This window comes from Streptomyces sp. NPDC045846, assembly GCF_056431605.1.
Genome location: NZ_JBWKKJ010000003.1, coordinates 1 through 25,943 on the forward strand (window position 1 = coordinate 1; position 25,943 = coordinate 25,943).

The following is a 25,943-nucleotide window of genomic DNA, read 5'->3' on the forward strand; positions in this document are numbered from 1 at the left end:
CGGAGGCAACCGCAACGACGTCACCGAGCTGATCCCCCTCCTGAACAAGGTGCCCGCGGTCGCCGGCCTGGTCGGCCGGCCGCGCAAACGGCCCGCCCTGCTGTTCGCCGACCGCGGCTACGACCACGACATCTACCGCGAGAAGGTACGAAAGCTGGGCGTGAGACCCTTGATCGCCCGCCGTGGCGTCCCCCACGGATCCGGCCTCGGCGTCTACCGCTGGGTGGTGGAACGCACCATCGCCTGGTTCCACGGCTTCCGCCGCTTACGCATCCGCTGGGAACGACGCGCTGACATCCACGAAGCATTCCTCGGCCTCGCCACCTGCCTCATCACCCACCGACACGTCCAACGCCTTTGTTAGGACCTCTTACGGGCGACCCTCCTCGCGCCGCCCTTCAGCACGCGGGGAACCGGGCGCTCCTCTGGCCTTCACGACCCCGGACGCTGTGATCTGCTGTGACCTGCTGTGACCGTGATTCCTCAGGCCTAGACGGCTCGGCGATGTGCGGCAAGCTTCAACCGGTGCTTGAGTTTCAGGATCTCTCGATTTTCGTTGAGCTCCGGGTAGAGCGTGCACAAGTCCACGACGACGGCACGGAGGAAGGCCTCCGTCGCGGTCCGGAACTCCTTGAACGAGACGGAGCCGGTGGGCCCCTTTTCTTCGCGGATGAGGAGACAGTCACCGTTCCGAGTGAACAAGAACTCACCGGCACCTTCCGCTGCCGAATAACTCCGCTTGGACTGGTGCTCCAAGTCCAGGCCGACGCAGTGGAGGCAGTAGGCGACATCGAGAACGGGTCCCGGACGACTGAAGTCGGCGTCTCCCGCTCGGAAGACGAGTTCCCCCCAGAACAACTCGAATGTCAGCTCGTACAGGTCCGCCACGGCCAGCCTCCGGCGCAGCGAGGGACTGTCCACGCCATCGCGGATTCCCTTGACACGGTGGCCAAGCTCGATCACGTCATGCTCCTCATTCACCGACCAAGGCCACGAGTTTACGAGCTCCAACGACAGGGCGGCGCGCGTGCGAACTCCCACCCGGGGCTCCCCGCACGCCCTTGCAACTGCCCCACTCCTGGAGGGTGTCGCAACTCGCCTGATTCCCCCCTGTTCGTAGATGCCAGCCCTACCGAAGGCGCGTCTCTGTCGCCAATCTGATCGCCCGTGCCGCCGAACTGACGGACTCCGATGTGCCGCAGGCTGCCGCACCACGCGATCCTCGTAGGGGAGATGCCGCACGCAGCCTCACGGCCCTCGCCCGCGTCGCTGTCGACCGGCTCCCACCTGTCCGCCGCAACCGCCTCAACTGCTGCCGTACCGCCGGACCCGATGGACGGGTTCCTCCCCGGCCCGGTCTGTCGCTCGGCCTCGCACCGCGGTCGCCTTGAAGTGCCGGGGCTCAACTCCGTGCAACGCCCGGCTCTTGCGGGGGCAGGCCGCGAAGAAGCGTGTCGAGGAACAGTTCGAAGCGGGGGGGCGCTGTCGCCGAGGTCGAGCGGGTGCTCGTGGGCGGCAAGCCAGCTGACGACAGAGGTGATGAAGATGTACCAGCTCTGCTCGGCCAGGTGGGACGAGACTCCGGCGTCGGTGAAGGCGGTCAGGACACTGCTGCGGAACCGCTCGAAGTTCTGGGCGGTGTGACGGTGTGGACGCAGGATCGGGGATGCGTAGCCGGGCAGTGCCAGGAAGTGGTCGTGCATGCCCCAGGCCAGGTGCGCGAGCCAGGGGCGCCAGTCGTGGTCGGGCGCGCGCCCCCGGGTCATGGAAAGGATGGCCAAGTGCGACTACCGGATCGCGCTGGCCCCCGACGCCGATGCCAAGCGCTGCGACGGCCGCGCCGAGCCCCGCCGTACGAAGCAGGCGCGCACCAGGAAGGCCAGCGACACGGTGCTCAGTGCGGTACGCACCGCATTCCACACCACCCACGGGCCCTCGAACGCCGCGCGTGCGGTCGCCGGATCGGCGGTGTGGGCAAGGTTGTTGTTGAGTGGCACGTTCGCCCCGCTGGTGATCAGGAAGGCTAGCGTGTACGCCCCGAGCGCGGCATACACCCAGGTCCGCACCTCGGGCACCCGGCGCTGCTGCCAGGCCGCGACGGCGGTCAGCGCCAGGGCGCCGACGAAGCTCGCGAAGAAGACCGGGTTCTGGATCACGTCGTTGATGTTCCGCATCACCTCGACGTAGGTACGGTCTCCGCTGCGAGCCAGCGCCGGCATCACCGCACACGAGAAGACGAAGAACGACCCGGCAGCGAGCCCGGTGGTCACCGTAGCCGCCCCGAGCACCCAACTACCGCTGGCGCTGTGCTTGTTGTGTGTGTTCATGCTCCAAGTCAAGCTTCGTCAGCACATCGGTCCCATGGCCGAGGAGCGCATCCCCATGCGCGTGCGTCCACAACGGCCGGCTGGCAACGGGGCTCTGGGAAGGGGCAGCGCAACGGCAAACCATGGCCGTTCCGCTCTCGCGCCGGATCCCCTCTCAGCTATGCGGCCATCAGCCAGATCTTCTGGCGGGACCAAACCCGGGCAGCGCGACCCCGCCTACGTACCCGGCCGCGCGGACTGAATGCACGGCCAACAAGAAGATGCGAGCATCGGCCGGTGAACGATGATGAAGAGGTGTCGGCCGCCGACTTGATCGGCAGACGGCTGTTGCGGGTGACCACGTCCTGGCACCACCACGCCGAGGACGAGCCGTCGCTGCTGCAGCTGTGGCTCGATCTGGAGGGGCTCGGCCCGGTCCACGTCCACACGCCCAGCACTGGCCTCTCGCTGAGAATCGACCGGCCCCACGAGCCGTACTCCATGGACGAGTACGGCAGCGTCACAGTCGACGACGACTCGCCGCACATCCCGGTGACCCGGTTCATCGGCGAGACGATTCGCGCCGTCCGAGCCATCAGGTACCGGGCGGCCCGCGTCGAATTCACGGCCGGCCTCAGCCTCCAGTTCCCCGCTGGGAGCATCCGGCTGCTCGCTCTCGACGACGACCTCGTCCTCACCCTGGACCAGCACCTGGGTGCTGTCGAGTCCTACCTGCACGAGACAGAGATCCTCACCGTTTGACGGCCCCGCCCGATGCAATGCGGTAGCGCTTCCTCAAACGGAAGCCGAAGTTCCGACGAGGCCCCAGGGTGTGTCCCTGCGAGCCCTACAGTTGTTGCGAGGGGAGCCCTTCCCCGGCCTTCTGAGCGAGGCCCCCGACGTCCAGCGGCATCAGCCCTCGCGGTTGACGTTCCGAACTGGCGCCGCAAGCAGTCAGCCGGACGTGGTGCGTGTGACCCGGTTGACGCCGAGCTGGAGGGTGTCCTGCTTCTCGGCCCACGACCAGGTGATGACCAGACCCCGGTATCGAGTGCGCGCGCTGCCGCCGGGCGGGGTGCAGCCTGGCGACCGTGACTGGTTTCCCAACTCCCCATAGCAGACACGGGATACGCTCCCGACATGAGCGAGATAGACGACGTGAAGCGCCGAATGGAACTCCTGGAGATCGATGTCCGCAGCCTCCAGGACCAGCGACGTACCGACAGCGATCTGATCCGGGTACTTCGCGAGACCCTGGCCGAGCAGGGGCGGCTCCTCCGCGCGCTGCAAAGCGGTGGGACGCACGACGGCAACACGCAGAAATTCAGCGATGAGGAGGCACGGGCCATCGTCGCGGGCCCTGACGCCCTCTCCACGACCGTCGTGATGGACCTGTAAAGCACGCGGTGCAGGGTGACCGCGGCTCGTTCACGTGGGGTGATTGAGCCTCGTCACCTCTCCCAACAGCTCTACGGTTCCACCCGCGCCAGCCACCGATAGCCTCGCTCGATCAATAGCACACTCGACACAGCTCGCGTGTCGGGTGTTGCGAACGTGCCCTATATCACGGGGAGTTACCACCAGAACCTCCACGTCGGGCATGTCAGTCGAGGCACGATGCCCGGCATGGCACGCAAGCCCCGGAACAAGTCCGCCCGCACGAAGAAGACCGAACGAGGTCGCGCACAGCGGCACGCCATCGAAAGTCAGACGGCGTGCCGTCTCTTCAAGGTCCAACCACTCTTGGAGCCCTATCGGAAATGGCTCCAGGCCCCCGAAGCGCCCGGGGACGGAGGTGAGCACCCGGCGATGCACGACGAGCGCCTGAGCGGCAGCGCGAAGGAGATGCTCGATGTACTGGTGAAACTGGGCCCCTGCTACGGCCGCCGGGTACCGCTCGCCGCTCTCTACCTCGACGAGCAGCTCAGTGAGGGATACCTTCGGATGGCGGCGCCGGGGGTGCCGGGCTCTGCCTCCGTCGTCCCCGTGGCCGAGATGGCCAAGTCGATCTGCGATCCCGGGCAAATGGCCCGCATCGAGGCCGAGTTCCCTGGGCTGGAGGGGCTGGGGGCAGATGATGGCGCCACTCATGAAGGTGTCGCCTGTCAGATCCACGAGTTGCACGCGGCCGGTGTCCTGATCATGGACGACGACCACCTGCTGCACGTGGGGATCCCGCCCCAGCGTCCAGGCGGGCCGTGGACGTTCACCAGTACCGGCTGATCCTCCTCTGTGAGGACTCTGCGGTACCTGAAGAGAGCCAAACCGTGGGCACGGCCGTAGGACTCTGCGTGACCCGTGGCATGTACGGGGGCGTAAGAGGCACTCCGCAGGCCGAGCTACTTGTCACCCTGCGCGGTGGGCGTGCTCTCGCCCTTCGAGGTCTCGGAATTCGATGCTTTAGGGGCAGTCCCATCGTCGCGGGTGCTTGGAGCAGGACACCGGCGCGGTCCGGGACGACAAAACCACTGAGCGTGAACGGTGTTGTCGGCAGGACCTCAAGCGCGGCGAAGGCCTGCTCTACCTCGAACTCGGACCAGCTTGACCGCCGCACCACCCAGCCTGCAGCGTGAAAGAACTCCGCCGCCTGGCTGGGGTCGGCCGCGAAAGGGAGCGTCCCCCACGCGTTGTTACCGAGGCCCTGATGGGCGACGGCAGCATCGTCCACGGTTCGGGCTGAGTTGACGTCGGTGGCACCCGGTGTCGTCTGGTGTGCGGCTGCTCAGCGAAACCCGGGGCGTGCCGTTGCGCTGGCACGTCAGCCGATCAGTCCCAGTCGGGCGACGGTTGGTCGATTCGGCCGCCTTTGTGCGGAGTGGGGACGTAGTCACACGCACCGCTGGGCAGTGCGGCGACGCAGGCAGCCGAGCAGGCGTTCACCAGCAGGGGCAGCACGTCCGTGGCAACGCGCAGCGAAATCCATACCTGTTGAAGCCCGGCCTGTTCGAACGGGCGGTCGCAGACGCTGCACTGGTTGATGGCCGTGGCTCCCCAGCGCCGGGGATCGAGCCTTTCCAGGGCGAGGTCCGCGACGGAGTCGAGAGAGGGCTGCAGCTGAGGAAATGGTGGTCGCAACTTGTAGTTGCCGAAGAGCGCCCGTGTACTCACTGTGCTGCGGGTCAGCTTCTCGCATCGGGTGAGTTCGTAAGGAAACCAGTGGAGCCGGTAGGAGGTATAGGGCGTGAACGCCTCCAAATTGGTCATGGCCCCGATCGCAGGCGGGATCCGAACCAGGTTGCTGCCATAGAGCACCAGATGCTTGACCGCGGTCAGCCTGGCGATGCTCGTCGGCAGGGTGACGACCTGCCGACACTCCTCCGGGCTGAGTTCAGCGAGAGGGCTGAACTCCTCCCGTCCGTCGGCTGCCGCTTCGTCAATCAGCTTCAGCAGACGCCGCCAGCCAGGAGCGGAGGTGTCCTGGCTCTCGGAGTGGAAGCCGACGCGGGCTCGTGGACGCGGCCTGGACGGGTCGAAACACGCGCAGGCCTCCTGGCGAATCCCAGGCCGTTGGGGGGCCGGACCCAACATGTCAGCCCAGCGGTTCCCCCAGAGTTGCGGCTCTCTTCCACTCGTCATGGGGCAAAGATACGAGTGCTCGCGTGAACTTTCACGAGCCCAGCGCGCCTCGTGCGGAGCCAGCCTTGCTGATCGCACTCGCAGTGGCGCGGTGCCCGCGGCGCGGCAGTGGAACGATGTCGGCAATCTCCCTTCACCTGCTGGGGTCCGCATGCGCTCAATCAACAGGCGGAAAGCGGGCTGCGTTCGGCAGCGGCCTGCATCCACCGGAGCGAGGGAGTGCAGGTTGCGAACCGAGGACGTGTCAGCTGGAGGGCCGATTTTCGGGGAGCCAGTACTGGGCGAAATCTGCGGCTTCGCGGAGGCTGAAGAGGCGGGCGACGGCGGAGCCCACGCGGCCGGTGCGCACAGCACCGGCCGGCGATGTGCGCTCGAATTCCGTACCCAGCGTGGCGAAGTCACGGTCGTCCAGGGCGACATCCTCGTACGTCCACCATTGCCGTAGTCCATCAAGCGTGACCACGCAGTTGTAGGGGCGCCGGACCGGGCGCGGCCCCCGGTACTCCGCGAGGTGGAAAGTCGTGCAGACGTCGAACCCGACTCCCAGGAGCAACACTTGCGCGTGCAGGTCGTACAGGCGGGCCAGGGGGGAGTTCTCGCCCAGGTGGCAGTCCGGGTGATGGTGCTCAATGATCTTCGCCGCTTCTTCTCCGAGTGCCGCGAAGGAGGTCTGAGGGTGTTCGCTGCGGATCGCGCCTGGCGTCTGTCGCACGGTCTCGGCGAGCAGCCCCGTCGTGGAAGGGGTGACCGCAGGGTCGAACGGGGCCATGGTCGCCCTGAGTTCTGCCACCGCATGCTCGTTGAGGCCGCGCACTCGTTCCAGATACTGGGGCGAGGTGTCGGAGTTCTCGGGGGTGAAGGTGGGCACGGTCAGGGTGCCGGCCGGCCCGAGCGCGCCGCGCAGGGCCCGTACCACGGTCGCGGGGCCCTCGGTCGTCGCACCGATGGCGCGTACGGACGCGTGCACCAGCAGGACGCCGCCCTCCTGTACGCCGAGGTCCGTCAGTTGCGCGGTGAGTCGGGCTTCATCGTGGTGGGCGTTCAAGTCAACACATCCCTTCGGGCCCAGGCCGTTCGGTCTGGGCGTCCCGGCTTCGGGGAGTCGTCGGTCGACGCCGCCAGGAGGCCGGAACCAGCTGGCGTTGTGGCCTCGAACCTCTGCCCCTCCTGAAGGGCAACGAGCCCGACCCAGCGGGGAACACGGCGCTGGGGGCTGCCTTCCTCCACGGCCCGCGTGTGGCTCTCCGTTCCGATCAGGCCGACGGAACGGTGAGGAGAACCAGATTGCCACCGGCACGGCGCTGGGCGTTCTCGGGACTCCTGGCACGTTGCAGCGGCCCTCCTTGACTGGCTCCGTCGGCCGTCCGCTACGGCAGCACCACTCGTGCTGGCGGGTGGGCCACGGGGGGCACCAGGGGTGCGTGCTTCATGGTGCGGGCGATCTGGTTGCGACGCCGGGACGGCGCCTGCTCGTCACGGTGCCTTCGTGCTTGGGCGTCTGCCGGTCTGGTGTGGGCCGTACGGCCGCCCCAGTATCTGACACTGCGGCGAGCAGCCGCAGCTTCTCGTCGCTGTCGCTGTCCTTGTCGGGGTAGTAGACGACCGCGTCGGCGTCATCCTGGACCGGACAAGCTGTGCCGGATGAGCGTGGTGCGGCGTTCGTCCGCGTCGGGCCGGAGAGCGGGGCAGTCCTGGGTCACAGCCGCTTCGCGTTGCGGAGCAGCTGTGCGTAGAACCCGCTTCCGTCGATGCGGGAGACTCCGCCCTTGTCGCCGATCGTCGGGCCGTTGACTTCCTTGCGGCTGGAGATGAACGTTTTGTGGCCCTCGGTGTCCGGCCCCAGGTAGAGGGCCACGTGGTCGAGGCGGTCGCCGGTGTGGTGGTCCATCTTGAAGAAGAGGAGGTCGCCGGGCTGGAGCACGTCGATGTTCTTGGGCCGTTCGTACCAGGGCGCCGGGCCCGACAACGGGATGATGTCGGCGCCCAGGCGTGAGCGGGCCATGCCGTTGGCCGTGCGGGGCAGGCCGTCGCCCTTGTTGTCGTCGGACGCCAGCGGGTAGCGGGCCCGGTAGCCGAACACCATGCGCACGAACCCCGAGCAGTCGATGGCGCCGACGCGTGCGGCTTCCGGCTGCTTGGTGGTGCCGTCGCGGAAGGTGTAGGGGATGCCCAAGTAGTGGAAGAAGTCGGACTGTTCGAGCAGCGGTGTGCCGCGGCTCTTGGTGAGGTCCGGGTTGACCGGACCGAATTTGGCGTCGCCCGCGTACGCGAGGCCCTTGGCGTCCTTCTTGACCGGCGCCCCGGTGGCGTACTGGAAGGCGGTCGCGAAGAGGTCGTCCTCCTTGGTGCTCGAGGCCTGCTTGAACCAGGTCTTGAACCACGCCTCCTTCTCGGCTCCTTGGCGCCAGGCCTGGGGCATCAGGCGTACCCAGTCCTCCGTGACGACGCGGACTGTTGTGTTCGCCGGTTCGGCGAAGGTGCGCGAGGGGCCCCTGAGGGTCGCCGTGCGCGCCTTGTCGGTGAACGTGGCGAGGATCTGGCCCTGGTCGCCGCGCAGTACGGTGCGCGCGGGGTTGTTCAGCCGCTCCCAGCGCTCCTTGCCGCTGTCCTTGCCGGCGTCGCCCTCCCCGACGGGGCGGTCCTTGACGGTCTGGACACCGGGCACCGAGTCCCGCTCCTCACTGCGCAGTTCCACGGTGAGGTACGTGCTGGACGCCAGCAGGGCCAGCACGGTCAGGGCGTGCACGGCGGCGCGCTTCTTCTTGGGGGGCATGGCTGTTTCGGCTCCGATCCCGGGTCAGGCGGACGGCATGACGCCGAGGAGGATTCCGGCGGTGAGGACGACATAGGCCATGAGCGTCACCGATCCCGTGGCCAGGAGGGTGGGCCCCTTGGGCTGGCGGACCAGCTGGTAGGCGATCAATCCGGGCACGATGAAGCCGAGGGTCTGGTTGGCGTACATGAGCGGGAACTCCAGAGAGAGCACGATCATGACGGTGGCCTGGAGGGTGACGCCGAGCAGCACGACGGCGGCGAAGAGCCGCTTGCCGTAGAGGATCACGAACTTCTGCATCAGCAGCGTGCCCGCGTAGGTGAGGACGGTGACGCCCGCGACCATCGCGGCGCGCTGCAGGTCCTCGACGAGGGTCAGCGCGAGCCAGCCCGGGGTGATCATGCCGCCGGGCGAGAGGTTGGTCGTCAGGTAGCAGACCAGGGAGAAGAGCAGCCCGATCGCGATGCCGATGGCGGCGATCTCGGGGGTCAGGACGGAGGGGATCAACGGTGTTGCTCTCCTGGGTTGTGCCACTGCGGGGAATCGTCGGCGGGAGGTACGCGCGGCTCGAACAGGCCGCGGGTGCGGGCCTGTTCCAGGTGCGCGGGGTGCGCCGGGTCCTGCTGGGGGTACGGGTCGGGGTGCTGCTCCCCCGCGCGCTGCGCGGGGTGGGGCGCATAGCGGTCCTCGTACGCCTGCGGGTAGGGCTGGTAGGGGTCGAGATGGGGTGTGTACTGCGCTGTCGTCTCGGCTTCCGGGGTCATGTGCCCGGGTGTGGCAGGAGCGGCGGGCTCGGCCGAGTCGTCCGGCGGGAGGTGCGCGAGGTGTTCGAGGAGCAGTTCGCCCTGGCCGTGGATGTTGCCGATGGCGACGAGCGAGGAGTCGGGCCCGAGTCGGCCGAGGAGCTCCCGCATGAACTCCTCGGGGTCGCGCCGGTCTCCGCCGAGGTCGACGGCGCGGTCGCGGTAGGCGGCCGGGATCGCGTCGATGGCTGATTTGGCGGGGTGGCCGATGACGAAGACCTGGTCGGGGTCGAGGTCGGGGATGATCTCGCCCATCTGGCCGTTGCGTTCGACGCGGTCGGGTCGGCAGTTGATGACCACGTTCAGGGGGCGGTGGATGGCGCCGAGGTCGAGCAGCTGGTTGATGTTCATCAGCGTCGACTCGGGGTCGTTGGCCGCGAAGACGTTGGCGAAGCGGAGCTTCTTGTCCTCGTGGGTCACGTACCGCTCCACGGAGAGGACTCCGGGGTCCGGCGGGGCGTCGTACATGCCCCGCAGCGCGGTCTCGCGGTCGACGCCGAGGAGTCCGGCGACGACGAGCGCGATGGCCACGTTCTCCTTGAAGGTGAACCAGCTGAAGCCGCGCAGTTCCTCGTCGGTGACCATCTCGGGGTCGGCGTAGACGAGGCGGCAGTTCCGTGCTTCGGCCTCTTCCTGGAGGATGGCGAAACGGTCCTTCTCGGCGGTGACACAGATGCCGTTCTCGGGCATCGAGCGACACAGCGAGCGTGCCACGTCGTCGAGGGTGGGGCCCATCTCGGCGAGGTGGTCCTCGCGGACGTTGCAGAGGACGCCGATCGTCGAGCGGATCAGCTTGGACTGGTTGATCTCCTGGAGCGCGGGCATGACGGCCATGCACTCGATGACGAGGGCGTCCGGATGGTAGGCGCTGGCGCGCCGCACGATGCCGATCTGCTCGACGACGTTGGCGATGCCGAACTTGCGGTAGACGGGCTCCTCGGTGGCGTCCGAGTGGATGAACCGGGCGGCGGTTCCGGTGGTCTTGGCGACGGTGACGAGGCCACCGCCGCGCAGCGCGCCCGCGCACAGGCGGGTGATGGAGCTCTTGCCACGGATGCCGTTGACGAGCACGCGGGTCGGGATGCGGTCGAGGTTGACGTAGTGCCGTCGCTGTTCGATCACTCCGGAGATCAGCAGGACGGCCCCGCACACCACGAGCACGGTGTAGAGGAAAAGCACGGTGTTACTGGTTCCTTCCGGTCGCGGCGGGCGTGCGGGTGGCGCCGTCGCGTTGGCGTTGCTGGTCCAGGAGGCGCTGTCGGATCAGTTCCAGGCTGCGGGCCACGGCGCCGACCTCGTCGTGGTGGCGCGGGTACAGCACGGTCTTGCGGTCGCCGTCGGCCAGGTTCTCGGCCTGGTCGGCGAGTTCGCGCAGCGGGCGGGCGACCACGATGTGCAGCCAGCCGAGGCAGGCCGCGGCCGCCGTGAGGCCGAGCATGCCGGCGAGGACCGTGCGGTTCTGCAGGCTGTATTCGGGGATGGCGAGCCAGGAGGCCGGCTGGGAGCTGACCACCGTCCACTTCAGGGTGTCCGCGACCCCGCCGCCGGAGAACGGCGCCGCGGCGACGACGCGTACGTTCCCGCCGTCGCGCCGCACCTCGCCGTGGTCGGCCTTCCGGTCGAGCAGGGGCTGGAGTGAGGCGGGCAGTTTCTGGAAGGCGCGGTATCCCGAGTCGCCTCCGATGACGCGGCCCTCGGTGTCGACGACGCGGACCTCGCCGAGTCCCTGGCGACCGAGCAGTGCGTTGAGGAACTCGATGCGGAACTCCCCGACGACTGCGGCACCTTGGCGGTCCGGCGCCGCGACAGTGGCGGTGATGACGGGCTTCTTGCCTCCGTGGCCGCTCACCTCGAAGGCGTTGTCCGAAGGGGCTTCTCCTGCGGTGTGGTGGGGGGTGTGACCGGACTGGGCGAGGATCGTGCCGTCGGCGCCGAGGACGTACACCGACTCGTAACGCTGGTGCTCCTTGAGCGTGCGGTCCAGGACGGCGTTCATGTCCTGGGCGGAGGTTCGGTCGCCGATGAGGGACGCGACGGCGGCGAGGTCGGCGTGGCCCTCGTTGAGGGCGCGGCGCACCCGGTCGCTGAGCGTCGCGGTGCGGGCCTTCTGGTCGTGGACGGTCTGGGTCGGCACGCGGACGTCGTCCTCGGCCCGGTTGAGCAGGAGCATCAGCGGCGCGGCCCAGCCGAGCAGCAGCAGGGCGCACACGACGAGGAGCGCCCGGGTGCCGGGCCTTCTGCGGCGTCCGCGACGTGGTGGATCCTGCGCGGCGACGGGTGCTCCGCGCAGCTGGCAGCGCAGCCGCTCCAGGGCGCCACCGATCCGGGCGGCCTCGCCGGACCTCGGCACGGTCACGGGGCGCTCGAGGTCGCCGCGGGTGAGGCGGCGGCTCTCCAGGAAGAGTCTGATCAAGGGGCGCTGCACCGTGGACAGGAGCAGCATGATCGCGAGGGCGCCGATCACGAGGAGTGCGCCCGCCGCCACGAGGCCGACGGCGGGGCGGGCGAGGCGGGACGCGTGCTCGCCGACACCGACCTGGGTGACGACGGTGAGGCCGAGAGTGCCGGCCGGGGTGGCCTGGCCGGGGTCGCCTGTGGCGAGCGTGGCGTAGCCGCCGATGGTCTGCTTGTCCTCGACGGTGTCCCCGGCCAGGTGGCCGCTGACGCCCGTGTAGCCGCCCGCGCCGGGGGCCTTGGCGGAGATCGCGTTCTGTTTGCCCTTCTTGGCGGCGATGCCCGCGAAGGTGCGCAGTTGCTCCTTGGCACCCTTGCCGCCGAGCGCGCCGTGGCTGCTCAGGACGCGCCCGTCGCTGTCCACGACGCCGATGGCCCGGCCCTCGCCGAGGTTCACGCCGGGGAAGTTGAGGCTGCTGGAGGCGATCAGGAGTTGCTGGGGCCGGCCTTCCCAGGACAGCAGGGCCAGTGTGACCAGACGGGTCTGACCGTTCTCCAGTCGGACCAGGCGCGGAGCGAGACCGCCCTCGTCGGCCAGGCGGCTCCGGTCGATGGCGGTGAGCGGTACGTTCTCGCCGCGCGCACCGAGGAGCTTGCCCGAGGCGATCTCCATGACGGCGGTGCCGCGCCACTTCTGGTACACGTCGCCGACCTTGTCCAGGACGTCGTCGGCGGGCGCGGGTTGCTGCTGGTTGAAGAGGGTGGCGGTGCGGGTCAGATCAGTGATCGATTCGTCGAGGGAGGCGCGCAGTGCGATGGCCCCGTCCTCGGCGACGTACTGCTGGGACTTGCGGACGGCCTCCGGTACGAGGGCGTTCTCGGGTTTGCCGAGGGCGAGCGCCGTGATGCCCGCGAGGGACAGGAGCAGCGTCGCCAGCACGGCGATGGGCGGACGTATGCCACCTATCAGCGACATGTCCGACCTGCGGCGGACCTTGTGCCGCCGCCTCGATCCCGAAGCCGCCAACGCGACGCTCCTCTTCTGGTTCTTCGGGCGCCAACCCGAGGCGGCCGTCCCACCCCGGGGCGCACGAGAGTGCGACGCTAGACCCCCACCACGAGGTAGGTAAAGAGTTGCCTACCTCCGGACAAAATTCACTGAAAAATATATGGGAAAAGATCTTTGCGCAAATCCTTGGCAAATGCCGACCCGGAGGATCGACCGCCTGCAACTCCCAGACAGATGGCGCCACAGAGAATCATTGTCCGAATTAAGTGCATATATATATCTAAGCAGTGCTCTAGCATCACATCTCCCCTTGGCCCATCACCTTCCTCCCCCTCCCGCCCCGTATCTTTGGTGCGGCCATGACTGTGCACAGGAAGACAAAAGCGATCGCCGTCGCCTCGGCGCTCGTCCTGCTCGGCGCCCTGATCGCGTCGGCCCTCGCCCTCACCGAAGGCCGCTCGGGCAGCGGCACCAGCCGGGACGACCAGGCGGACGGACAGAGCTCCCACCCTCGCGCGACCCCCTCCCCCAGCGGGCCGCCCCGAGGTGAACTGGAGCGACACATCGTCGAGTTCGCCGCACCCTTCCGCGCGGGCTCCGGATATCGCGAACCAAGCCCCGCCGACCGCCGCGCCGTGGCCGAGTCCGTGGGGCTCGTGCTCGACGGCAAGCGCGAGGAGGCCGACCGGACCCTCTCCCGCGTCGGCTACCAGCTGCGCACGCTCGTCGATGCCGAGACGGGGCGGACGTACGCGGAACTCTCCGACCGGAGCGAGACCGTTCCCGCTCCCCGCGGCTGGGGCCGGGTCTACATCGATCTGTCCTCACCCGTGCGCTGGTCGGTCCAGGCGCCGCACCCGGTGGCCGACGCGCGTACTGAACGGCTCGGCGCACGCGTCCTGTTGGGCTCCCCCGGCGGTGTCCTCGTCATCGCGGGCGCCCATCGAGACGCGGGGCGGGGCAACTCGGCCGACGTCGCACACCGCCGCGACTCGGTCTTCGCGGCGGTCTGCGACGAGCTCGCCGACCGCGGCCTGCCCGGCATCCAGGTCCACGGCTTCGCCGACGACTCCGATCCCGACCACGACGTCATCGCCTCCACCGGGACCGGCACGGCAGGCCGCGCCGACGGCAAGACCCTGGCGGACGCCCTACGGGGGCAGGGCTTCGAGGTGTGCCGGGCCTGGGCGCGCTCCTGTCGGCTGGAAGGCACCGAGAACGTGGAGGGCCGCAAAGCAGCGGCCGCCAATGTCCCGTTCCTGCACGTCGAGTTCAGCAACACGGTGCGCACGGACGACACCCGCACCAGGCGCGCCGTCGCCGCCGTGGACACGCTCACCGCTCGCTGGGCGGCAGGCCAGAAGAGCACGGGACGCGACTGACGCCAGGCGCACCACTGGACGAAGCATCCGCGCAAACGCACACATGCGCCGTGAGCGCCCGCTCGGCCGCCAGTACGCCCTGGCCCCTGCCGCCTGTCCGAGCACATCACCGGCGCCGCAGCAAAGGAGCTCAATCACGGCTGTGGAGTGAGCCCCGTGGGCTCAACTCGCTGATTGAGACGGCCCGCTGGCTGGGTATCGTGCCGCACCGGACCTCCCCCATGGCCCGGCTGCGGGGCGGTCACCAGACCAGCAGCGACGAGCACTGCGCGGCGTCGACTGCGTCAGGTCGTGGCAATGTCGGCCAGCTGGGCCAACGAGAGCCCCCGACCGCGCGATTCGCGATGTCACCCTCGTTCATGACCCACCCGCCCCAGCCTCAGGTCCTGGTGGAGGAACCACGCCGTTGTCGCGACGACCGCTCCGCAAACCGTGGGTACGACCGGCCACGGAAGGCCCGCCAACGTGGTGGCAAGACCCGTCACAGCGCAACTCGCTCCCGTGACGATGCACAGCCACTTGCCGTACGGGCGCCAGGTGAAGTGTCCAGGGTGGCGGGGCCTGATCAGGTGTATGCCTCCGAACATCAGGCCCAGCGCCGCCATCAGCCCGGCGAACGTGCCCACGGCGGCCGGCATTTGGAGTTCGTCGCGCGGTGCGTCCACCGAGCTCTGTCGCGCATCTCCTGCTGCGACCACCACGACGGCACCGCGCCACACCGTCCCGGTGATCCTCTCCCCCGACTGAAGCCTTCGCAGGACGGGCCCACGGTCACCAAACCTCACCTCGGCCCTGGGAAAGAAATCCGGTCCGAGGAGCGTCGCCCGCAGATCTTTGCCGCTCTTGCTGATGTCCGCGACGGTGAAGGTCACCTCCCTGAGGCAGTCCTGTGACCGCCGTACGTCACTTTGGGCAGGGCACACCTCGGCCGTCTGGTACTCCTGGTACAAGGCCCGATCGTTGGACATCCACACGGTGAACGCGGAATAGCAGGTCAGAGCGCCCAGCACGGACAGCACGATCAGCGCGACGCCAACCAGCCGGTTCCGTCCCACACGGTGCGGAGAAGGCGGCGGTCCGCCCGCCACGTCAACCGTTTCGGTGTCCGGTGTCGCCATGACTCGTCTCCTCGCCGTTCCCCACCCAAAGAAGGCCAGTGTCTTCCATCCGCGATCACTCGGACAACGCGGCCTGGGGGGCGGCAGAGGCCCCTGCTGCGCCGCCGCGCCTCCTCTGCCGCCGGGCGAACCGAAGAGAGCGGTTCTCCAAACGCCGCGAGGTTGTCTCAGGCAGCCGCAAACAACGGGGAGGTGTCCGGTCCTTCTCCACTGCCGTCGCAGGGCTGCGTCACTCCGGGCCGTAGTACAGCCGAAGAAACTCCTCCATCGCCGCGTCGACGCCCGCTCGGTCACCGGTGGCGAGCAGGTCGAGCAGCAGACCGCGGACCGCGGCGAGCCCCAGCCGGGCCCGGCTCCGAGCCGTGGCGGGGTCTGCTCCTGCGCCGATCTCCGCGGCCGCCAGCGGCTCCAGCCAGTCCGCCACAAGCCCTTCGAGGATCTGTACGGTCCCGGGGCGGCCGCGCAGCGCGTGCCCGCACAGCTCGAAGAAGAGCCGTTCCTGGTTGGCCAATTGAGGGCCCGTCAATTGCCGCCACAGCAGCCGCGCGACGGCAGCGGGTGAGAGATCGCGCTCCGAGCGGAGCTGGGACAGGAAAACGCGCTGGCGTCGCTCCGACGCCCGGACGATCTCGACGAGCAACTGTTCCTTGGAGCCGAAGTAATGGAGCAGCATGCGATGGCTGACGCCGATCGAGGCGCCCAGGCCGCGCAGGCTCAGATCCGCGATGCCGTGCATCGCGACGTAATCGACAGCCGCGTCCACCAGTTGTGCGCGCCGGCCTCCCTGCACGCCTCTTCCGTGCTCGTCCTCGGAATGCACGTCGCCGGATGTCACCACGTCACGAGTGTACCCATGGGTACATGCCAGATGTACCGTGTGGTACATGAAGGCTGTCAGCGTGTCGATCGACGTACCCCAGACACCCGAGCAGGTCTACGACTTCCTCGACGTCATGGCGCACCACGAACGGTTCACCGACCACTACTTGAGCGACTGGCACTACAGCGGCCCCGCCCGCGGCATCGGTTCGCGCGCCAAGGTCACCGCCGCGCTGGGCGGCACAAAGGCGGACGTCACCATCGAGGTCGTCGAGACCGACGCGCCCCGGCGCATCGTGGAACGCAATGTCAGCGCGGGCGGTCGACGTGTCGCTCACGGCGCCTACGCCATCGAGTCCCTGCCAACGGGTGGGGCTCACATCTCGTTCACGTACACATGGGTGCGGGCACCTCTCGGCGACCGGGTGCTGGCCCCTGTCGTGCGGGCCACGCTCCTCCGAGCCAACCGCACGGTCATGCGGCGCTTGGTCACCGAGTTGGCACGTCACGCGCCCGCTGTCGGTTCCTGACGGCGGTCCGTGCTGCCGCATCCGCCCACCCCCCGGCCCGCTTGGCCGATCCCCCGGCGCTCACGCATGATCTGGTTCGCCATGGCGGGCCGCCCAGTCAGCGCGGTCGAAACCGCCCCCGAAAACGGCAGACGGCCCACACCTACCACTACCAGTACGCGACGTCTCTGCCTCTGACCCCAAGGGTGCGGGCACAAGTAATTCCTGCCCAACTGGCCGATTGTGCAGCCGACTTGGGCAGTTCCGAAGGCGGGCTCGTACGCGATTCAGCCGCGGCCTTCTTCGTCGGTGGTGCGCCGCCGACGGACGTCAGCCATCAGTTTGTCCAGGAGCGCCACCAGCGCCACGCGGTCGTGCTGCGAAAGCCCGCTGACGAGCGCGGCCTCGCGGCCGAGGACCGTGTCGACGGATCTCTCGATGAGCGCGTGCCCGTCGGCTGTCAGTTCCACCAGCACCGTGCGGGTACCGGGGGCCCCGGGCGCCCGCCGGACGAGGCCGTCCCGCTCCGCCCGGGCGACGCGCTGCGAAATCGCTCCGGCGGTCACCAGCGTTCTGCGGGCGATCTCGCGGGTGCTGAGGCGGTAGGGCGGCCCGGAGCGTCGGACGACGGACAGTAGGTCCAGAGTGGCCGCATCGATCCCGGCGTCTCGAAGAGCGCGGTTGCGGTCGTCGGTGAAGAGCTTCGCCAGCCACCAGATGGGGGTGACGATCTCGATCGACTCCGTCGGGGTACCCGGTCGTTCCCGCTGCCAGGCCGTGGCGATGTCAGCGGCGGAGGGGGCGCCCTCGCGGCCCTCCGGCCCGATCTCGATGTTGGTCACGTGCGGATCCCTGTCGTCATCGGTTACGTTTAGACCTAAACCTAGTATGCCTGGAGGACTCGTGACCCGCACTGTGCTCGTGACCGGTGGGACCAGCGGCATCGGCCGCGCGATCGCGCAGAAGTTCGCCGACGACAAGGCAGAGGTCTTCATCACTGGCCGCAACCCCGCCACCGTCGAAGAGCCAGCCAGCGCGATAGGGGCGCACGGAGTCGTCTGTGATGCCACCTCGACCGCGCAGGTGGAGGCGCTCGCCGCGCGGCTCGGCGACCTGGACGTCCTGGTGAATGCCGCCGGAGGGCTTCCTGAGACGGACGCCGGTGATCCCTCGACGCTGGATACGCAACTGGCCCAGTGGCACAGCAGCTTGGCCCAGAACCTCCTCACCGCGGTGCTGACCACCCTCGCCGTCCAGGACAAGCTCACCAGCGACGGCCGCGTCATCAGCATCGGCTCCATCGGCGCGGAGCGCCGTGGCGGCTCATACGGCGCGGCGAAAGCGGCCCTGGCTGCCTGGAACGCCTCCCTGTCCGCCGAACTCGCTCCCCGGGGAGTCACCTGCAACGTGATCTCCGCGGGATTCATCGCCGACACGAACTTCTTCCGCGGTCAGATGACCGAGGAACGCCGTCGCATGCTCGTGGAAGAAACTCACAACAAGCAGGCGGGGGCAGTCGGCGACATCGCCGAGACCGCGTACTTCCTCGCCTCTCCGGGCGCCCGGCACATTACCGGGCAGACCGTCCACGTCAATGGTGGCGCCTTCACCACGCGGTAGCGCACCGCACCCCACGGACCTCCCACCCCCGACCCTCCGGCACCGGGAGGCCCACCCATTGGCCGCGATCTCGAACCTGAGGGCACGCCCTCCCGGCACCCATCGGCGACCTGTTCAGAGCGGCCCGCCACCACAACGGCATCGCTCCCGCCGCCGCTCCGAGGTCGCTTGTCGACTCCCGGGCCGCCGTGGTAACTGCCGCGCTCAATACGGGGGTTGTTCGTCGGCATGTCGGCCCGGGGGCCCAGCGTGCCGACGATGTCGCACGCATCAACGCGCACGACGGAAGCCATCACGCCTGCGGCATCGTGCGCAATCCGCAGCAGGCCGGAGCCGTATGAGGGCTGAAACGACCAAGGTGGACCGCCGGATGAACAGCCGGTTCGCGGATCGCCGATAGGCTCCGGACACGGTGAAGGGGGATCACATGGGACGACTACGAGTCCTGGTGCTGGATGCGGCTTCTGGGGAGTTGCTGGACCGGGAACTGGATCGTCTGCTTGGCCACGGGCTGGCGGTCACGTTGAATCTGCGGCGCGTGGCAGACAAGGCCGGAGCGCAGTTGGCCTGGGGCGACCGGGTGGACTTCACCGATTTCGACGCCTTCGACGAGTCGTCCCTCACCTCCGAGACGGTCCGGGACGGGATCGGCTTTGACGCGGTCAAGTCCCGCGCCGGTGTCCCGCTGGGTGCGGCCTTCCTCGCGGCAGCGACCGATCCGGCGCTGGCCCACCGCCTGCGGGTCATTGGCCGGGCCGGAGCAGGCACCGATCACGTCGAACTGGCTGCCGCCGCTCGCCATGGCGTCGCCGTCACCCACACCCCGGGGTCCAACTCGAACGCTGTGGCGGAGTTCGCCCTGGCACAGCTGCTTGCCCTGACTCGGCAACTCCCCGCCCACAACGAGGCCGCCCACCATGGACGCTGGCCTGCGCCGACCGCACCCGCGGCGGAACTGCGGGAGCTGACCTTGGGAATCGTCGGGTTGGGCCGGACCGGCCTGGCTCTGGCGGACCGGGCGGCCTTCCTGGGCATGACGGTCCAGGGCCTCTCACGACGCCCGTCCCAGACCGCGGTGACGCAGGCGGCATCCCTTACCGCACTGCTGGCGACCAGTGACGTGGTGTCCCTGCATCTTCCGCTCACCCTCCGCACACGCGGCATGATCGGTAGGACGGAACTGGCGATGATGGCTCCCGGGTCCATTCTGCTGAACACCGCGCGGGGCGGGATCGTCGACGAGCAGGCGCTGGCCGACGCACTCAGCGATCCGGCACACCCGCTCGCCGCGGCAGCCGTCGACACCTTCGAGCACGAACACGCCGCCTTCGCCTCCCCGCTCTTCGGCCTTCCCAACGCCCTGCTCACCCCGCACGTTGCCGGTATGACCAAGGGTGCGATGGCAACGGCGGCGACGCGGTGCGCGGATCACATCGCCGCCCTGCTCACCGGCCGCTCGGACGGCGTACCCGTGGTGGTCGGCTGACCATGCGGCTCGGTCATGAAGGCCCACCCCTGCCTACCCGCCCTGCCGCAGGCACGCGGCAATCTCAGGGTGCGGCGCGGGGCGCCCCTCTTCGCGACGGAAGCTTGCAGAGGGAGCCCAGAAGACGAACTCACGGGTCGAGTACGGCGGCGACGGCCTCGATCTCGACAAGCTGGTCCTGGTAACCCAGCACCGTGACGCCCATCAAGGTACTGGGGACGTCATGGTCGGCGAACGCGTCCCGGACCACCTGCCAGGCAGTCACCAAGTCCTCCCGCCGATTCGAGGCGACGAGGACCCGTGTGCTGATGACGTCCTGGAGCGACGCCCCCGAGGCAGCGAGAGCGACCCGCATGTTCTCGACCGCTCTCGCTGCCTGACCTGCGTAGTTCCCGATCTCCACGATGGCACCGTCCTCGCTCAGCGGGCACGCCCCCGCCAGGAAGATCAGGCGCGACTCGGCCGGTGCCGTGGCCGCGTACGCGTACTCGGCAACGTCGGACAGGGAGGCGGAACGGATCAATGTGATGGCACGAGCCACGCTGTGGGTCCTTTCCTCTGGAAGGTGCGAGCCGGGACACAGAAGCCCGGACATCCTCCCAGCGCTGACTCCGCCTCCGCCTTCCCTTTGTCGTGGCCCCACGGTGACGGGGCAAGCGCGCAGCCCACCCCTGATCAATGAAGCCAGTGCTCCCCGACCGGCTCGACATGATCAGCTCCGAACCCGCATTCTCTGAGGATGGAATTCCTCGTCTACCATCGCGACCGGCCCGGCTCCGAGCCGCTGCGCCATGAACTCCTGGAAGAGCACTGGTCCTACATGGACCAGTACGCGAAGGAGATGATCGCCCGCGGGCCGACGTTCGGTGAGGACGGTGAAACGCTCACCGGAAGTGTCCACATCGTCGATCTGCCCGGCCCCGACGCCGCCCGCGCGTTCGCCTTCGACGAGCCGGGGTATCAGGCCGGCGCCTACCGGGACGTGCTCCTGCGACGGTGGCGAAATGCGTTGGGTCGGACCATGTGGGAGTTTCCGGGTGACCCGTCCGCGAACCGGTATCTGGTGCTCGGACTCGGTGCCGGTGAAGCAGTCGATCTGGCGGTGCCGACGGACCGGGACACCCTGATCGCCTACGGGCCGCTGCTGTCCGACGACGGCGCCACCTGGCTGGGTACGGCGGCGCTGCTCACGGCACCGGACCGCGAGACCGCCCGCTCCGTCCTGACCACGGACCGGTATGCCCACGTCGAAGCGCATGACTGGGAGTTCGGCGGCCGCCGGTAGCGATCGTCGGCGCCGCACTACCGGACAGGCGCATTTCTGGCGGTTGTCCGGCGTCGTCGGCGGGTGGGCGCCAGTCGTCCGCCCTCGTTCGCCGACCGTCCTCTGTGGCGGACACGGCCCGCGTCAGGAGTGCCGGTTCCCGGCCCGCCTCTCCGCCGCAGACCGGGCAACGACGGGACGGGGCCCCACCCCCATCCGGGCTCATGGCAGGGGTGGGGCCGGTACACCGTGCGGCCGGCCGTCAGGCGCGGCAGCGAAGCATCTCGAGCGGAGGGTTGGCGTGGAGGTCCGCCCAGAAGTCCTCGCCGAACTCCCGCAGGCCGGCCTCGGATACCGTGACCGGGACCCACGTCAACTCGCTGAATCCGGCCGCGCGCAGGGACTTCTCGTACACCTCGCGGCGCGGGCGGTTGGCGAAGAAGGAGACCGGCGGGTCGAGCAGCGCCGTGGTGCGGACCTGCGGCCCGGTCTCGGCCTCCTCGCCGGTGAGCACGCTGAGGAAGCCGTACTTCTCGGGGGTCGGCCCGTCGAAACGGAAGTCGGGCGACTGGTTGAGCAGGAAGAATTCAGCACCGGGCTTCAAGTTCCGATGCACCTTGCGACACATCAGCTCCGTGGTGGCAAGATCGGGCGCGTAGTTGAGCATCTGCACGGCCAGACCGATGTCGAACCGCTGCTCAAAGAGCGGCAGTTCGGCCACGTCACCCACCTCGTAACGCACGCCCAGCGGGCTGCTCTGCTCCAGCTGCTGGGCGACGTGCACCATTTCACCGGAGATGTCGACCCCCAGCACCTCGGTGGCACCGCGGCGCTTGAACTCCCTGCTGTAGAAGCCCGTACCGCAGGCGAGGTCCAGGATCGACTTGCCGCGCACGTCACCCACCATGCCCAGGAAGCTGGGCACCACCGCGTACTGCTCCAGCGGCAGGGCCTTGAAGCCCTCGTACGCCTCGCCGATCTCGTCATACTGTTGCACGCTCATCGCGCCGTCCTCCCGTTGAAGCGTCGCCGCGTTCGTCTCCAACCCCCTGCTTTGGGGGGAACGCCGCCTGCCTGCTTGGCAGTTTCGCCCAACCGGACGGAGCCACGTATCTGGCAGAACCCACAAAAATCCGCGCCGTAACCCGGGTTCCCGTACAGGCGGCAGCGCACCCACCCGCCCTGGGGCAGGATGCGCTCGCCTCGCCGCCAGGTGCGGCACACGACCGCGCAGCCTGCTGGAATTCCGAACCAGGACCGGCGACAACGGCACGCACACCCGCGCCCGCACTGGCGCCCTCCCGCCAAGCAGCCAGCGGCACGGAGCAAGATCATCTAGTGTTTCGGGCATGACTCCCACCTCACGCCCCGTCATGACGCTGCGCGGGCGGGGCACCACCTTCCGCCTTCACGAGCAGGAGATCGCCGTCGAGCGGGGGCGGACCACGTGGGCCGTTCCCCTCGCCGCGGTAGGCCGCATAGCCATAACGAGCGAAAGAACGGGCACCACCCAGGTCCGCCTGGAGCTGTCCGGTGCGGCGGACACGACCTGGGCCTCCGTGACCACACGCAATGCCACCGCGGCCGACGCGTTCGTACGCCAGGTGCAGGCATCCCTGGTGGGAATACGGACCGCGGCACACGGATCAGACCTCGTGGTGCGCGAACAACGGGCGCTACGCCTGCCGTCCCTCCCCCTCCAGCATCCCAGAACACGCCGCTTCCTCGCTGTGTCGGCGTATGTCGGCTTCGCTTTGGTGGCCGTCTCGCACGCTGGCGCATGGGGTGGGGCAGTTGTGTACGGGCTCCTGCTGGCTCCGCTTGGAGCCACCGGCACCCTGCACCTCTGGCGGGGCCGGTTCCGGGACCTGCTGAATCTGCGCCGGCGCGGCATCACCGTGCCCGGACAGTTCCTTCACCGCGAGTGGGTGCGCCGCGACGGCGAGAGCGAAGAGCGTCACGTCTACGAGTACGTCACCCTCGAAGGTCGCCGTCACAAGCAACAAGGCATGATCAATATTTACTTCCAACGCAAGACCGGCGCGGTCGACGTGACTTACGACCCAGAGCAACCCTCCCTCATGCAGCCCGGCAGGTTGGTCGAGCCCCTGTTTCTGCAGGCGCTCCTCCTGGCCCTGGGCTTGGCCGTCTCCCTCCTGTTCATCGCTCCTCTACTTGCCTTCGTCTCGGCGGTCGGCCTGCTCGGCTGACCGCCCACTACCCGTTTCAGTTGGCCAGCTGCACAGCGCGCCAGCCAGGAGGCCTACCGCCGCGATGGCGCACGCATGGCTCCTTCGCTACTCATAGATCCGAGCTATCCGCAGACTGCAAGTCGTCTGTGAAGCACGGACAGTTGGGTCACCCTTGTTCAATCGGCCAAAGCAGCAGCGCGTTCGAGGAATCTCCGCGCTCCCTCTGGACGTCCCAGCGAGCAGCGCCTATAAATTCATCCGATGTACTTGACCGACACTGCCGTCGAGCAGAGCCAAGCAGACGACCGGCGCGCGCCGCACCCGAGGAGCCCTCGAACCTGACATCCCTTCACCCACACGTCTCGCCCGGTCCAGCACCCCCACGATCCAGGAGCCGCACGTGTCCTCTGCACCCCTCAGCAGACGTTCCCTGATCAAGGCTGCCGCGCTCGCCGGAGGCGTCGTCGTCTTCGGGCTGCCGCAGGTCCTGTTACCTGCGGACGCCGAGGCTTACCCGGTCCCCTCGAAAATGGACTGGTGGTACGAGGGCCGGTTCGGGATGTTCATCCACTTCGGCTCCTACTCCTACCTCGGGCACGGTGAATGGGCGTTCACCAACGAGAACTGGTCGAAGCCCGCCTATCAGACCCAGGTGTCCGCACACTTCAACCCCACCGCTTTCAACGCGGCCGCCATCGCCCAACTGGCCGCGGACGCCGGCATGAAGTACTTGGTGATCACCGCCAAGCACCATGAAGGCTTCGCCATGTGGGACTCCAACGTTCCCGGGTTCACCGACACCACCGGCACCAAGCTCTACAACCTCCACGACTACGCCGGCGTGCAGGGCGACCTGCTGGGAGCGCTCAAGACCGAGTGTGAGGCGCGAGGCGTCAAGTTCGGGCTCTACTACTCGATCCTGGACTGGAACCACCCCTCCCAGACCGACCGAGGCGGCCTCACCACCATGGCCTCGCAGGCCGCCCGAACCGCGTACATCGCCGACATGAAGGCCCAGCTCCAGGAGTTGCTGGACCGCTACGATCCCGCACTCCTGTGGTTCGACGGCGACTGGTTCGCAGAGCCCGCCACCCCGACCCTGCAGGACTGGTGGCTCCGCTCGGACGGCCTCGACCTCTACAACTGGCTCATCGCCCGCAAGCCCAACCTTGTTATCAACGAACGGGTCAAGCGGGACTTCAACCTGGGCGACTACAGCGTCGCGGAGTTCGGGGTCCCCGACGCCCCACTGCAACGGCAGTGGGAACGATGCGACACCATGAACGGCGCCTGGGGCTACAACTCGTCCGCCGAGAACTCCTACCGCCCCATCAGTGACTTCGTCCGGGAGCTCATCACGTGCGTCTCCCGGGACGGCAACTTCCTGCTGAACATCGGACCCAAGGGCGACGGCTCGGTCACCGCCGGATCCGTGACGATTCTGCGCGGCCTGGCCTCCTGGATGTCGACGTACGGAGACAGCATCCACGGAGCCACCGCAAGCCCCTTCGCCACCGATCCGCCCTGGGGCAGGGCCACCAAGAAGGACGGCAAGCTGTTCGCCCACGTCTTCACATGGCCCGCCAACGGCCTCCTGCAGATCCCGGCGATCACCAACAGGATCAGCCGCGTCTACCTGATGAACAACCCCTCGGCTTCTCTCTCGTACACCGTCGGCGGCGGACAGATCAGCGTCACCGTCCCGAGCACCGCCCCGGACGCCAACGCCTCCGTGGTCTGTATCGAGGTGAGCGGTGTCCCCACGTCCACTGCTGGGGCCAGGGTGGCGGTGTACCAGGACGTCGGCTACTCCGCGGCGAGCGCCATCCTGCCGCTGGGCAGCTACACCTCCTCCCAGCTGTCGGCCACCGGCGTGGGACCCTCGTCCATCTCCTCACTGAGGGTCCCCCAGGGTTACTCCGTGACGGGCTACTCCGGCGACAACTTCACCGGCACGGCCTGGACGTTCACCGCGGACAACCCCGACCTGCGCGTGACCGGCAACAACGACGCCATCGTCTCGCTGAAGGTCACCTTCAACCCTGCCACGTATTTCCGGCTGATCAACGTGACGGACGGTCTGGCCCTGGACAGCGGCGGCAACGTCGCCGCCGGATCCAATCTCAAACAGTGGACACCCGTCAACAGCCCCAACCTCCAGTGGCAGGCCGTCGACCTCGGCAACGGCTACTACAGGCTGGTCAACCGCGCCAACGGCATGGTCGTCGACGGTTGGGGCTCGACCAATGACGGAGCTCCTGCCCAGCAAGCGACCTGGAACGGCGGCCCCCACCAACAGTGGCAGATCACCGATCGCGGCAGCGGCCGGTTTTCGATCGCCAACCGCACCACCGGGCTGGTCCTCGACGGCGGCGGACAAGTGCCCTCGGGTTCCGTGACGAAACAGTGGACCTGGGTGACCAGCACGAATCTGCTGTGGACGTTCCAAGCCACCGCCTGATCAACGCGGTCTCAACGTAACCGTGGTGTCGCCCTGGCCCCGTGTGCGCTCGGCGCGGACAGCGGCCCTGCCCTGGCCTGAGCGCCGCACAGACGGACGCCAGGCCGGGCGCTCGCCCCAACGTCGGTGACGTGCCCTGTACTCGGTGGGTGTCCAGCACCGAGCGCCACCAGGCAATCCAGACCCTTTCCAGCGCCTCGCGCTCCCGCCCGGGCCAGTCCCGCCACCCCG

General features: G+C 68.4%; 24 protein-coding genes and 1 pseudogene. 11 read left to right on the plus strand and 14 right to left on the minus strand.

Translation table 11 applies throughout. The annotated features are described in order from the left end of the window. On the plus strand, nt 1-364 hold a 364-nt coding region (locus tag AC07F3_RS09020; protein WP_479111963.1), incomplete at its 5' end, for a transposase. A 125-nt stretch (nt 365-489) separates the two neighbouring features. Here AC07F3_RS09020 and AC07F3_RS09025 read toward each other — a convergent pair. Together AC07F3_RS09025 and AC07F3_RS09030 are read right to left on the minus strand one after the other, a co-directional pair. Then, on the minus strand, nt 490-963 hold the full coding sequence (locus tag AC07F3_RS09025; protein ID WP_479111964.1) for a hypothetical protein: 474 nt from the start codon (nt 961-963) through the stop codon (nt 490-492). 824 nt (nt 964-1,787) lie between these two features. Continuing rightward, complete coding sequence (locus AC07F3_RS09030; protein WP_479111966.1) at nt 1,788-2,327, minus strand: anthrone oxygenase family protein; 540 nt, start codon at nt 2,325-2,327, stop codon at nt 1,788-1,790. 276 nt (nt 2,328-2,603) lie between these two features. Here AC07F3_RS09030 and AC07F3_RS09035 point away from each other — a divergent pair, with 276 nt between their 5' ends. The 3 genes from AC07F3_RS09035 (at nt 2,604) to AC07F3_RS09045 (ending at nt 4,529) form a co-directional block, all read left to right on the plus strand. Continuing rightward, nucleotides 2,604-3,068 (plus strand): hypothetical protein, encoded by a 465-nt coding sequence (locus tag AC07F3_RS09035; protein ID WP_479111968.1) that lies wholly within the window; start codon nt 2,604-2,606, stop codon nt 3,066-3,068. A 378-nt stretch (nt 3,069-3,446) separates the two neighbouring features. Next, a complete protein-coding gene (locus tag AC07F3_RS09040) occupies nt 3,447-3,704 on the plus strand; it encodes a hypothetical protein (protein WP_479111970.1) in 258 nt (85 codons plus the stop codon). A 228-nt stretch (nt 3,705-3,932) separates the two neighbouring features. Continuing rightward, nucleotides 3,933-4,529, plus strand: coding sequence for a hypothetical protein (locus AC07F3_RS09045; protein WP_479111971.1), 597 nt, complete (start codon nt 3,933-3,935; stop codon nt 4,527-4,529). Nucleotides 4,530-5,072: 543 nt separating this feature from the next. Here the strand turns inward: AC07F3_RS09045 and AC07F3_RS09050 are convergent. The 7 genes and pseudogenes from AC07F3_RS09050 to AC07F3_RS09080 form a co-directional block, all read right to left on the minus strand. Then, on the minus strand, nt 5,073-5,882 hold the full coding sequence (locus AC07F3_RS09050) for a leucine-rich repeat domain-containing protein (RefSeq protein ID WP_479111973.1): 810 nt from the start codon (nt 5,880-5,882) through the stop codon (nt 5,073-5,075). Between the two features lie 244 nt (nt 5,883-6,126). Next, complete coding sequence (locus tag AC07F3_RS09055) at nt 6,127-6,927, minus strand: AAC(3) family N-acetyltransferase (RefSeq protein ID WP_479111975.1); 801 nt, start codon at nt 6,925-6,927, stop codon at nt 6,127-6,129. A 322-nt stretch (nt 6,928-7,249) separates the two neighbouring features. Beyond that, nucleotides 7,250-7,500: pseudogene (locus tag AC07F3_RS09060) on the minus strand (hypothetical protein); the annotation flags it as partial. Between the two features lie 78 nt (nt 7,501-7,578). After that, nucleotides 7,579-8,655: a C40 family peptidase gene (locus AC07F3_RS09065; protein ID WP_479111977.1), complete on the minus strand. Its 1,077-nt coding sequence runs from the start codon at nt 8,653-8,655 to the stop codon at nt 7,579-7,581. Nucleotides 8,656-8,679: 24 nt separating this feature from the next. Beyond that, nucleotides 8,680-9,162: a poly-gamma-glutamate biosynthesis protein PgsC/CapC gene (locus tag AC07F3_RS09070; protein WP_114037365.1), complete on the minus strand. Its 483-nt coding sequence runs from the start codon at nt 9,160-9,162 to the stop codon at nt 8,680-8,682. Continuing rightward, entirely contained in the window at nt 9,159-10,637 is a 1,479-nt protein-coding gene (gene pgsB, locus AC07F3_RS09075; RefSeq protein WP_479111979.1) for a poly-gamma-glutamate synthase PgsB, read from the minus strand. Before pgsB ends, AC07F3_RS09070 begins: the two co-directional genes overlap by 4 nt. Nucleotides 10,638-10,641: 4 nt before the next feature. Next, nucleotides 10,642-12,828, minus strand: coding sequence for a cache domain-containing protein (locus tag AC07F3_RS09080; RefSeq protein ID WP_479111981.1), 2,187 nt, complete (start codon nt 12,826-12,828; stop codon nt 10,642-10,644). Nucleotides 12,829-13,220: 392 nt separating this feature from the next. Here AC07F3_RS09080 and AC07F3_RS09085 point away from each other — a divergent pair, with 392 nt between their 5' ends. After that, on the plus strand, nt 13,221-14,243 hold the full coding sequence (locus AC07F3_RS09085) for a hypothetical protein (protein WP_479111983.1): 1,023 nt from the start codon (nt 13,221-13,223) through the stop codon (nt 14,241-14,243). Nucleotides 14,244-14,590: 347 nt separating this feature from the next. On the opposite strand, the gene AC07F3_RS09090 is transcribed toward AC07F3_RS09085, so the two are convergent. Further along, nucleotides 14,591-15,361 carry a hypothetical protein gene (locus tag AC07F3_RS09090; RefSeq protein ID WP_479111985.1) on the minus strand — a complete coding sequence of 257 codons (771 nt, stop codon included), beginning with the start codon at nt 15,359-15,361 and terminating at the stop codon, nt 14,591-14,593. A gap of 229 nt (nt 15,362-15,590) precedes the next feature. Continuing rightward, nucleotides 15,591-16,199, minus strand: a complete 609-nt coding sequence (locus AC07F3_RS09095; RefSeq protein ID WP_479111987.1) for a TetR/AcrR family transcriptional regulator — start codon at nt 16,197-16,199, stop codon at nt 15,591-15,593. Nucleotides 16,200-16,245: 46 nt separating this feature from the next. Between AC07F3_RS09095 and AC07F3_RS09100 the strand changes: the two genes are divergently transcribed. Then, a complete protein-coding gene (locus tag AC07F3_RS09100; protein WP_479111989.1) occupies nt 16,246-16,710 on the plus strand; it encodes an SRPBCC family protein in 465 nt (154 codons plus the stop codon). A gap of 266 nt (nt 16,711-16,976) precedes the next feature. On the opposite strand, the gene AC07F3_RS09105 is transcribed toward AC07F3_RS09100, so the two are convergent. Continuing rightward, nucleotides 16,977-17,531, minus strand: a complete 555-nt coding sequence (locus AC07F3_RS09105) for a MarR family winged helix-turn-helix transcriptional regulator (protein WP_479111991.1) — start codon at nt 17,529-17,531, stop codon at nt 16,977-16,979. Nucleotides 17,532-17,592: 61 nt separating this feature from the next. Between AC07F3_RS09105 and AC07F3_RS09110 the strand changes: the two genes are divergently transcribed. Together AC07F3_RS09110 and AC07F3_RS09115 are read left to right on the plus strand one after the other, a co-directional pair. Beyond that, on the plus strand, nt 17,593-18,309 hold the full coding sequence (locus AC07F3_RS09110; protein WP_479111992.1) for an SDR family NAD(P)-dependent oxidoreductase: 717 nt from the start codon (nt 17,593-17,595) through the stop codon (nt 18,307-18,309). A 448-nt stretch (nt 18,310-18,757) separates the two neighbouring features. Further along, entirely contained in the window at nt 18,758-19,795 is a 1,038-nt protein-coding gene (locus AC07F3_RS09115) for an NAD(P)-dependent oxidoreductase (protein WP_479111994.1), read from the plus strand. 130 nt (nt 19,796-19,925) lie between these two features. Here the strand turns inward: AC07F3_RS09115 and AC07F3_RS09120 are convergent, their stop codons facing one another. Beyond that, nucleotides 19,926-20,336 carry a RidA family protein gene (locus AC07F3_RS09120; protein WP_479111996.1) on the minus strand — a complete coding sequence of 137 codons (411 nt, stop codon included), beginning with the start codon at nt 20,334-20,336 and terminating at the stop codon, nt 19,926-19,928. Nucleotides 20,337-20,534: 198 nt separating this feature from the next. Here AC07F3_RS09120 and AC07F3_RS09125 point away from each other — a divergent pair, with 198 nt between their 5' ends. Further along, the gene (locus tag AC07F3_RS09125) at nt 20,535-21,080 is read left to right on the plus strand and encodes a YciI family protein (protein WP_479111998.1); all 546 of its coding nucleotides are present in this window, start codon (nt 20,535-20,537) and stop codon (nt 21,078-21,080) included. 241 nt (nt 21,081-21,321) lie between these two features. Here AC07F3_RS09125 and AC07F3_RS09130 read toward each other — a convergent pair whose 3' ends face one another. After that, the gene (locus tag AC07F3_RS09130) at nt 21,322-22,062 is read right to left on the minus strand and encodes a class I SAM-dependent methyltransferase (RefSeq protein ID WP_479112000.1); all 741 of its coding nucleotides are present in this window, start codon (nt 22,060-22,062) and stop codon (nt 21,322-21,324) included. Between the two features lie 370 nt (nt 22,063-22,432). On the opposite strand from AC07F3_RS09130, the gene AC07F3_RS09135 reads away from it, so the two are divergent. Beyond that, nucleotides 22,433-23,269 carry a hypothetical protein gene (locus AC07F3_RS09135; RefSeq protein ID WP_479112002.1) on the plus strand — a complete coding sequence of 279 codons (837 nt, stop codon included), beginning with the start codon at nt 22,433-22,435 and terminating at the stop codon, nt 23,267-23,269. 382 nt (nt 23,270-23,651) lie between these two features. Continuing rightward, nucleotides 23,652-25,712, plus strand: a complete 2,061-nt coding sequence (locus AC07F3_RS09140; RefSeq protein ID WP_479112004.1) for an alpha-L-fucosidase — start codon at nt 23,652-23,654, stop codon at nt 25,710-25,712. Nucleotides 25,713-25,943: the final 231 nt, after the last annotated feature.

Coding starts and splice junctions, on each gene's coding strand:
- AC07F3_RS09030 (WP_479111966.1), bottom strand. CDS start 2,327: ATGAACACACACAACAAGCACAGCGCCAGCGGTAGTTGGGTGCTCGGG.
- AC07F3_RS09040 (WP_479111970.1), top strand. CDS start 3,447: ATGAGCGAGATAGACGACGTGAAGCGCCGAATGGAACTCCTGGAGATC.
- AC07F3_RS09045 (WP_479111971.1), top strand. CDS start 3,933: ATGGCACGCAAGCCCCGGAACAAGTCCGCCCGCACGAAGAAGACCGAA.
- AC07F3_RS09050 (WP_479111973.1), bottom strand. CDS start 5,882: ATGACGAGTGGAAGAGAGCCGCAACTCTGGGGGAACCGCTGGGCTGAC.
- AC07F3_RS09065 (WP_479111977.1), bottom strand. CDS start 8,655: ATGCCCCCCAAGAAGAAGCGCGCCGCCGTGCACGCCCTGACCGTGCTG.
- AC07F3_RS09080 (WP_479111981.1), bottom strand. CDS start 12,828: ATGTCGCTGATAGGTGGCATACGTCCGCCCATCGCCGTGCTGGCGACG.
- AC07F3_RS09085 (WP_479111983.1), top strand. CDS start 13,221: ATGACTGTGCACAGGAAGACAAAAGCGATCGCCGTCGCCTCGGCGCTC.
- AC07F3_RS09090 (WP_479111985.1), bottom strand. CDS start 15,361: ATGGCGACACCGGACACCGAAACGGTTGACGTGGCGGGCGGACCGCCG.
- AC07F3_RS09100 (WP_479111989.1), top strand. CDS start 16,246: ATGAAGGCTGTCAGCGTGTCGATCGACGTACCCCAGACACCCGAGCAG.
- AC07F3_RS09125 (WP_479111998.1), top strand. CDS start 20,535: ATGGAATTCCTCGTCTACCATCGCGACCGGCCCGGCTCCGAGCCGCTG.
- AC07F3_RS09130 (WP_479112000.1), bottom strand. CDS start 22,062: ATGAGCGTGCAACAGTATGACGAGATCGGCGAGGCGTACGAGGGCTTC.
- AC07F3_RS09135 (WP_479112002.1), top strand. CDS start 22,433: ATGACGCTGCGCGGGCGGGGCACCACCTTCCGCCTTCACGAGCAGGAG.